Below are 7,133 nucleotides of genomic sequence, written 5' to 3' on the forward strand. Positions count from 1 at the left end.
GTGTAGCGGCGGGAAAAGTTGATAAAACTTTTATAAAAATATATAAATTTACAAAATATAATTGTTTAGGTATATACTAATAAATTGACAAACTAACTCTATTTTGTTAAAATATAAAAACATACATTAATTTGGATTTTTTGATGGATAAAAATTATAAAGTAATAGCAAGAAAATATCGTCCGCAAACTTTTGAAGAGGTAATAGGGCAGGAACATATCACAAAAACAATATCTAAAAGTATAGCACAAAAAAAAATAGCACATGCTTATCTTTTTTCTGGAGCTCATGGAGTAGGTAAAACATCTCTTGCAAGAATTATAGCAAAAGCCTTAAACTGTGTTAATGGTCCTACAGATAAACCATGCGGAGTTTGTCCTTCTTGTACGCAAATAGAAAACGGCACTCCTTTAGATGTTATTGAAATAGACGGTGCAAGCAATAGAGGTATAGAAAATATAAGAACAATAATAGAAAATGTACGCATATCGCCTGTTGCTGGTAAATATAAAGTATATATTATAGATGAGGTTCACCAGATTACTAATGAAGCTTTTAATGCTTTACTTAAAACATTAGAAGAGCCGCCTGCTCATGTTGTGTTTATACTTGCTACTACCGAAGCAGACAGAGTACTTCCTACAATTAGAAGCCGATGTCAGCAGTATATTTTTAAGTCTTTGGGTATAGAGGATTTAGAGAAGATTCTTAAGGGTATTTTAGACAAAGAAAATATTGCATATGATGATGAGGCTATATTTTTGATAGCAAAGCAGGCTAGGGGTTCTGTTCGTGATAGTGAAACTATATTAGAAAAGATGATAGCCTATACTGCAGACAAGAAGCATATTACTAGTGCCGATGTTATAGCTGTGGTTGGGGGTAATAATTTTTCTTTTGTTAAAGATTTTTTTGATGTAATGATTTCAAAAGACAAAAAAAATTATTTTCAATTTGTTAAGAAGCTATTTGAAGAGTCTGTAGACCCAAGAACATTCATTAATAATTTAATTGAATATATGCGTGTTGTGTTAATGATAAAAAGCGGTATTGATGATATTAAATTATTAGAGATAACAGAAAATGAGAGAGATGATTTAAAAACTTTTGCTAACAATTATAGCGATGATGAAATAGAGAGAATACTTGATTATATATTAAATGTAGAAGAGCGTATAAGAAATGCTTCTAATGCTAGAGTGATATTTGAGATGCGTATGCTTTTACTTCTTGATACAGACAATTTGATTCGCCCTGTAGACATTATATCTTCAAGCAATATTCAAACTATTTCTGACACTAATGAAGACTATGGGCTTAGTAATGATAATATTCAAAAACCAAAAGAAATTAATAATGCTCCTAAACCAGCATATGATGTTCCTCTTAGTCCGAATGACAAAAGGCATATATTCTACAATAAAATTCTTTCATATGTTGAAACAGAAAGCCCAACAATATATTCTTTGTTATCTCAAGGAAACCCAATAGAAAGTAAAGGTGCCACATTAATAGTAGCTATTCCAGAGCATATTTATGATATGGTTCAATCTGATAAAAGAATATCAGCATTAATAGCAAGTGCAATACCAAGATTTACAAAAAACAAAGATGTAGCCATACAGTTTCAAAAGGCAGTAGAAGGCAATATGATAGATAAATTAAAAACCCGTCTTCAGGCAACAGAGGTTGACGAGAGTTCCTTACAATAAATAAAAAAAGAGCCTATAGTATTTCTATAAGCTCTTTTTATTTTTTACTATTTTTTAGAATCTTACACCTAATTGTGCTCCCAAATCTACACTAGAAAGTTTGAAATTATGACTTTTACTTTCCATAAACGGTATATCATAAGCAATATAAATACCTGCTGTTAAATTAAGCGGTAATATAAAATCGAGCATAACTTTTACATAAGGTATAAAAGGCTTATTAAACTCTTTATAAATATTCTTTGTATCATACATACTCGCCTGACCTATGCCGTCAGCACCATCTCTTTGATACATAAGACCAGCTATAGGAAACTTGAATCCTCCTCCAACTCCTAAAGATACAAATCCAATATCAATTCTAGGCAATAATCCTAAATTAAAACTATCAAAAGAAGCACCATATCTTCCGCTTTGAGATTTTAACCCAAAAGCAAATACATCTTTCTGATAACCAATATCAAATCCAATTCCTAAACCTATATTGCTGATTCCAAAATAATATCCAGGTATAACATGTATTCCAAATTCAAATCCAGCATCAGCCTTAGTATATTTAGTAGCATCAGTACCAGTATAAGTACCCAAACTAAATCCAAAAGGAAGAAGAACATTTACTTCAAAACCAGTTTTTGCCATCAAATTTCCGCTTAATCCAATTACTAGTAAGCTCGCAATTATCACTATTTTTTTCATTTTTTATAATCCTTTTATATTGTACTGCTTTTTATACTCGGAAATAGTAATAATCTATTTATGATAAAAAACTATTATAAAAAATAAGGAACACATATTATTAAATATGCATTCCTTAAAATTGTTTTTAATTAATTTTTATTAGAATCTCAATCCAATCTCTCCGCCTAAATCAAATGAAGAAATTTTAATATTATTATTAGGGTCTTTATATTCTACTAAAGGTATATCATAAGAAGCATATATACCTAAAACTAGGTTATAAGGCAATAAGAAATCAACAACCCCCTTTACATAAGGTATATAAGGATTTTTAAAAGTATCTTTAAGCTTTTTATAATCATATCCTTGAGAAGTATATCCTCCGTCACTTTCTCTAAAGTAACTGCTTCCTGCTAAAGGTATTTTTACACCAGCACCTACACCTATTGATACAAACCAAACATCTATTCTAGGAAGTATTCCTACCATTAAACTATCGAAAGTTAATCCGCCTTTTGATTTTTCATCAATAACTGCTTTGAAAGCAAACACATCTCTGTTATATCCTAAATCTAATCCTAAGCCGAATGATAAATTGTTAAACCCAAAATAATATGCAGGCTGTAAATGAATACCAAATTCAAATCCAGTATCAGATTTTACATGTTGAGCCTCATTTCCGCTGAAACTGCTGAAACTTGCTCCAAGCGGTATCATTAACCCTAAACCAAATCCTGTTTTAGCCATAAGTCCGCTGCTTATGCTCATTGCTAATATACTTGTTATTATAATTAATTTTTTCATTTATTCTTTCTCCTAAAAAATTGTATATATATTAAATTATAGTAATTAAAAAAAATAAACCATATATAATTTGATTTTTGTTTATTTTTTCTATATACAATAATGTTATTTGAATTATTAATTTTTCACATTGTAAGACTATTCTAACTTTTTTGCAAGTTGTTTTTTGCATTTTTTAACTTTCGACTAAATTGTTAAAAAGTACAAAAATGATAAAATATGATTGCAATAAATGGTAATTAGTTGTATTTTTAAATTTAGCAGAATTAACTTTTAATTAAAAAACACAATTAAATACAAATAAAAGGTTTCAAATATGCAAGAAAAAATAAATGAACTTAAGAAAAGAAAAGAAAAGATAGAAGAGGCTGGCGGAAAAGACAAAATAGAAGAACGTCATGCTAAAGGTAAATTAACAGCAAGAGAACGTATATTGCATCTTTTAGACGAAGGCACTTTCTGCGAGATTGATGCTTTTATAGAACATAGATGCAGTGATTTTGGTATGGAAAAAAACAAAGTAGCAGGTGAAGGTGTAGTTACAGGATATGGTAAAATTAACGGCAGACAAGTATGTGTATATGCTCAAGATTTTACAGTAATAGGCGGTTCATTAGGACAAATGCATGCTGCTAAAATTTGTAAAGTGCAAGATATGGCAATAAAATTAGGCTGCCCTTGTATTGGTATTAACGATTCAGGCGGAGCTAGAATACAAGAGGGTATTGATTCATTAAGAGGTTATGGTGATATTTTCTATAGAAATGTACAGGCTTCTGGTGTAATTCCTCAAATATGTGTAATAATGGGACCTTGTGCGGGTGGTGCTGTTTATTCTCCTGCTTTGATGGACTTTATACTTATGACTGATAAAACTGCTAATATGTTTATCACTGGTCCTCAGGTTGTAAAGGCTGTAACAGGTGAACAGGTTTCTGCAGAAGAGCTTGGAGGAGCTTTTGTTCATAGCAAAACTTCTGGTGTTGCTTCTTTGATGTTCCCTGATGAGATATCTACTTTAGAAGGTGTTAAAAAATTACTTTCTTATATACCTCAAAATAATTTGGAAGATGTGCCTTTAGAAAGTACTAATGATGACCCTAATAGAAATGATGAGGAGTTATCAAACATACTTCCAGACAGTCCTAATAAACCTTATGATATAAAAGAGATTATAAAAAGAGTGGTTGATAATGGTGAGTTTTTTGAGCTTCAGCCTTTATTTGCTACTAATATAGTTATATGTTTTGCTCGTCTTGACGGAAAATCTGTTGGTATAATAGCTAATCAGCCTAATTCTATGGCAGGCGTACTTGATATTAATGCTGCTGATAAAGCTGCTCGTTTCATTCGTTTCTGCGATAGTTTTAATATTCCATTGGTTACATTGGTTGATACTGCAGGATATTTACCTGGTGTAGGTCAGGAGCATAATGGAGTTATTAGACATGGTGCTAAACTTTTATATGCTTATTCTGAGGCTACTGCTCCAAAGATTACACTTATTATAAGAAAGTCTTACGGCGGAGCTTATATAGCTATGTGTTCTAAACATTTAGGTGCTGATATGGTTTATGCTTGGCCTTCTGCTGAGATTGCTGTTATGGGTCCTGATGGTGCGGCTAACATTATATTTAAAAAAGAAATAGATAAAGCTGAAGACCCTAAGAAAATGAGAGCTGAAAAGATAGAAGAATACAAAAAAGAGTTTGCTAATCCTTACAGAGCTGCTGTTAGAGGATATGTTGATGATGTAATAGAGCCTGAATATACTAGAAGCTATCTCATTAATGCACTTCATTTGTTAGTAAGCAAAAGAGAAACTAGACTTCCTCGTAAACATGGTAATATACCTTTGTAATTTTATATTGTAATTATAATAAAAGGAGTGAATAAATTATGGATCATAATGCTGCTATTACAATATTTGGTATAATATCTGTTTTAATTGTTGCTTTAGTTTTTTATGTTTTGGCTTTATTTTTGGGTATCATTTTTAAGTCAAGAAACACAAAAAAAGAAGAAGAGATTAGTAAGGTTGTAGAAGAGAGTAAAACTAAAGAAGAGGATTTATTAGATGACAGTGAGCTTGTAGCTGCTATTACTGCTTCTATCACTGCTTATAGCGGTAATTCTAAATTTGTAATAACTTCAATAAAAGAGTCTAAAACTCCTGTATGGGGTATGGCTGACAGAATAAGATAAAATAAAAAAATATAAAAATAATTTAGGAGATAAATGATGATTAAAAATTATAAAGTAACTGTTAATGGAAAAAGTTATGATGTATCTGTTGAAGAGATAAGAAATGAGTCTGTTGCTTCAAATAAAGTTTTATCTACTGCTGTTAATAATGTTATAAGTAATCAGGCAGTAAATACAAAAGCTTCTGCACCAGTTGCAAAACCAGCAGCTGCTCAAAAAGCTCCTGCTATAGATGAGAATGCTATATCTGTAAAAGCTACTATGCCTGGAACTATATTATCATTTAATGTTGCTATAGGAGATAAGGTAACAGAGGGTCAGGTTGTTGCTGTATTAGAAGCTATGAAGATGGAAAATGAACTTACTGCTCCTGCTTCTGGAGAGGTTATATCTATACATGTTGAGAAAGGTTCATCTGTTGTAGAAGGTCAAGTGATATTGCAGATTAAGTGATGTAGTTTTGAGAGGTGAATATGAATAATGCTTTAGGGTTGGATTTTAACTATTTATTTGCTGGTTTTTATCCGCCGTCTTTTTCTCAAATAATAATGATATTGATAGGTGCTTATTTAATTTATATGTCTATATATTATAATAAGAAACCTTTACTTCTTTTGCCTATGGGTGTTGCTATACTAGCTGCTAATATGCCTTTGCCTAAAATAACTGAAGATGTTATTAATGGTTTTTTAGGTATGATATATAATGGAGCTAGTAGTGGTGTTTATTCGGTGCTTGTGTTTTTTGCAGTTGGAACTATGATAGATTTAGGTCTTGTGCTTGCTGACCCTAAAAACTTTTTTATAGGTGCTAGTTCTCAGATTGGTATATTTGTTGTGTTTTTTATAATTAGCAATTTAGTTGGTTCTGATGTGGCTGCTGCTACTTCTATTATAGGGGCTGCTGATGGTTCTTTAGCTATGTATATGACTACTTTAGTAACTGATGCTAGATATTTTGCTCCTATTGTGATGGCGTCATATCTTTATATGGAACTTTTGCCTATACTGCAGATTGGAGTTACTAAGTTTTTAACTACAAAAAAAGAAAGAACTATATCTATGTCATATTTAAGACATGTTTCAAGGGGAGAGAAGATTATATTTGCTGTAATTGCTATGGCTCTTTGCGGTATATTTTTAGCTAACTCATTCCCACTTATAGCGGCACTTCTTTTTGGAAGTATTTTAAGAGAATCTGATATTATTAAGAACTTCTCTGTTACTTTACAGAAATCTTTAACAGGTATTCTTACTATGCTTATTGGTATAGCTATAGGTTCTTCTGCTTCTGCTGATACTTTTATATCTTTAAGCACAATATTAATATTTGTATTTGGTTTTATATCATTAATATTAAATACTGTAATAGGTGTTATAGTTGCTAAGATTATTAATGTACTTACAGGCGGCAAGGTTAATCCTATAATAGGTTCTGCAGGACTTAGTGCTTTCCCAGTGCCTGCTTGGGGTGCTCATATATATGGACAGGAAAATAGCTCTTCTAACTGTTTGCTTCTTCATGCTATGGCTGTTAATATTTCTGGTATTATTTCTGGTGCTATAACTGTTGGTATATTTCTTACTTTTTTCCATAATTGATATATATTGTTTTTTTATATAAATTTGTTAGAACAGAGTAATTAAATACTCTGTTCTATTTTTTTATTAATTAGCTTTTTATAAATACATCTTTACCAAACCATTTAGTAGATATTTCAGCAGCCTTTCCATC

At 31.0% G+C, this 7,133-nt stretch carries 7 protein-coding genes; 5 read left to right on the forward strand and 2 right to left on the reverse strand.

Annotation, left to right across the window (positions count from 1 at the left end):
• The first annotated feature begins 143 nt into the window (after positions 1–143).
• Complete coding sequence (gene dnaX / locus E6A48_RS01025; RefSeq protein ID WP_219708148.1) at positions 144–1,712, forward strand: DNA polymerase III subunit gamma/tau; 1,569 nt, start codon at positions 144–146, stop codon at positions 1,710–1,712.
• A gap of 54 nt (positions 1,713–1,766) precedes the next feature.
• On the opposite strand, the gene E6A48_RS01030 is transcribed toward dnaX, so the two are convergent.
• Both E6A48_RS01030 and E6A48_RS01035 read right to left on the reverse strand, forming a co-directional pair.
• The gene (locus E6A48_RS01030) at positions 1,767–2,408 is read right to left on the reverse strand and encodes a hypothetical protein (protein ID WP_219708149.1); all 642 of its coding nucleotides are present in this window, start codon (positions 2,406–2,408) and stop codon (positions 1,767–1,769) included.
• 141 nt (positions 2,409–2,549) lie between these two features.
• Complete coding sequence (locus tag E6A48_RS01035) at positions 2,550–3,194, reverse strand: hypothetical protein (RefSeq protein ID WP_219708150.1); 645 nt, start codon at positions 3,192–3,194, stop codon at positions 2,550–2,552.
• Between the two features lie 316 nt (positions 3,195–3,510).
• On the opposite strand from E6A48_RS01035, the gene E6A48_RS01040 reads away from it, so the two are divergent.
• The 4 genes from E6A48_RS01040 to E6A48_RS01055 are packed head-to-tail and all read left to right on the forward strand — an operon-like array spanning position 3,511 to position 7,000.
• Positions 3,511–5,055 carry an acyl-CoA carboxylase subunit beta gene (locus E6A48_RS01040; protein WP_219708151.1) on the forward strand — a complete coding sequence of 515 codons (1,545 nt, stop codon included), beginning with the start codon at positions 3,511–3,513 and terminating at the stop codon, positions 5,053–5,055.
• A gap of 38 nt (positions 5,056–5,093) precedes the next feature.
• On the forward strand, positions 5,094–5,399 hold the full coding sequence (locus E6A48_RS01045; RefSeq protein ID WP_014933886.1) for an OadG family protein: 306 nt from the start codon (positions 5,094–5,096) through the stop codon (positions 5,397–5,399).
• A gap of 36 nt (positions 5,400–5,435) precedes the next feature.
• Positions 5,436–5,852 carry a biotin/lipoyl-containing protein gene (locus E6A48_RS01050; protein ID WP_219708152.1) on the forward strand — a complete coding sequence of 139 codons (417 nt, stop codon included), beginning with the start codon at positions 5,436–5,438 and terminating at the stop codon, positions 5,850–5,852.
• Between the two features lie 20 nt (positions 5,853–5,872).
• Positions 5,873–7,000: a sodium ion-translocating decarboxylase subunit beta gene (locus E6A48_RS01055; protein ID WP_219708153.1), complete on the forward strand. Its 1,128-nt coding sequence runs from the start codon at positions 5,873–5,875 to the stop codon at positions 6,998–7,000.
• Positions 7,001–7,133 lie beyond the last annotated feature (133 nt).

Source organism: Brachyspira pilosicoli (assembly GCF_019402445.1).
Taxonomy (GTDB): domain Bacteria; phylum Spirochaetota; class Brachyspiria; order Brachyspirales; family Brachyspiraceae; genus Brachyspira; species Brachyspira pilosicoli_B.

What these genes read in the sequence shown, in the direction of transcription:
- dnaX (WP_219708148.1), top strand. Translation starts at nt 144, where the DNA reads ATGGATAAAAATTATAAAGTAATAGCAAGAAAATATCGTCCGCAAACT.
- E6A48_RS01030 (WP_219708149.1), bottom strand. Translation starts at nt 2,408, where the DNA reads ATGAAAAAAATAGTGATAATTGCGAGCTTACTAGTAATTGGATTAAGC.
- E6A48_RS01035 (WP_219708150.1), bottom strand. Translation starts at nt 3,194, where the DNA reads ATGAAAAAATTAATTATAATAACAAGTATATTAGCAATGAGCATAAGC.
- E6A48_RS01040 (WP_219708151.1), top strand. Translation starts at nt 3,511, where the DNA reads ATGCAAGAAAAAATAAATGAACTTAAGAAAAGAAAAGAAAAGATAGAA.
- E6A48_RS01045 (WP_014933886.1), top strand. Translation starts at nt 5,094, where the DNA reads ATGGATCATAATGCTGCTATTACAATATTTGGTATAATATCTGTTTTA.
- E6A48_RS01050 (WP_219708152.1), top strand. Translation starts at nt 5,436, where the DNA reads ATGATTAAAAATTATAAAGTAACTGTTAATGGAAAAAGTTATGATGTA.
- E6A48_RS01055 (WP_219708153.1), top strand. Translation starts at nt 5,873, where the DNA reads ATGAATAATGCTTTAGGGTTGGATTTTAACTATTTATTTGCTGGTTTT.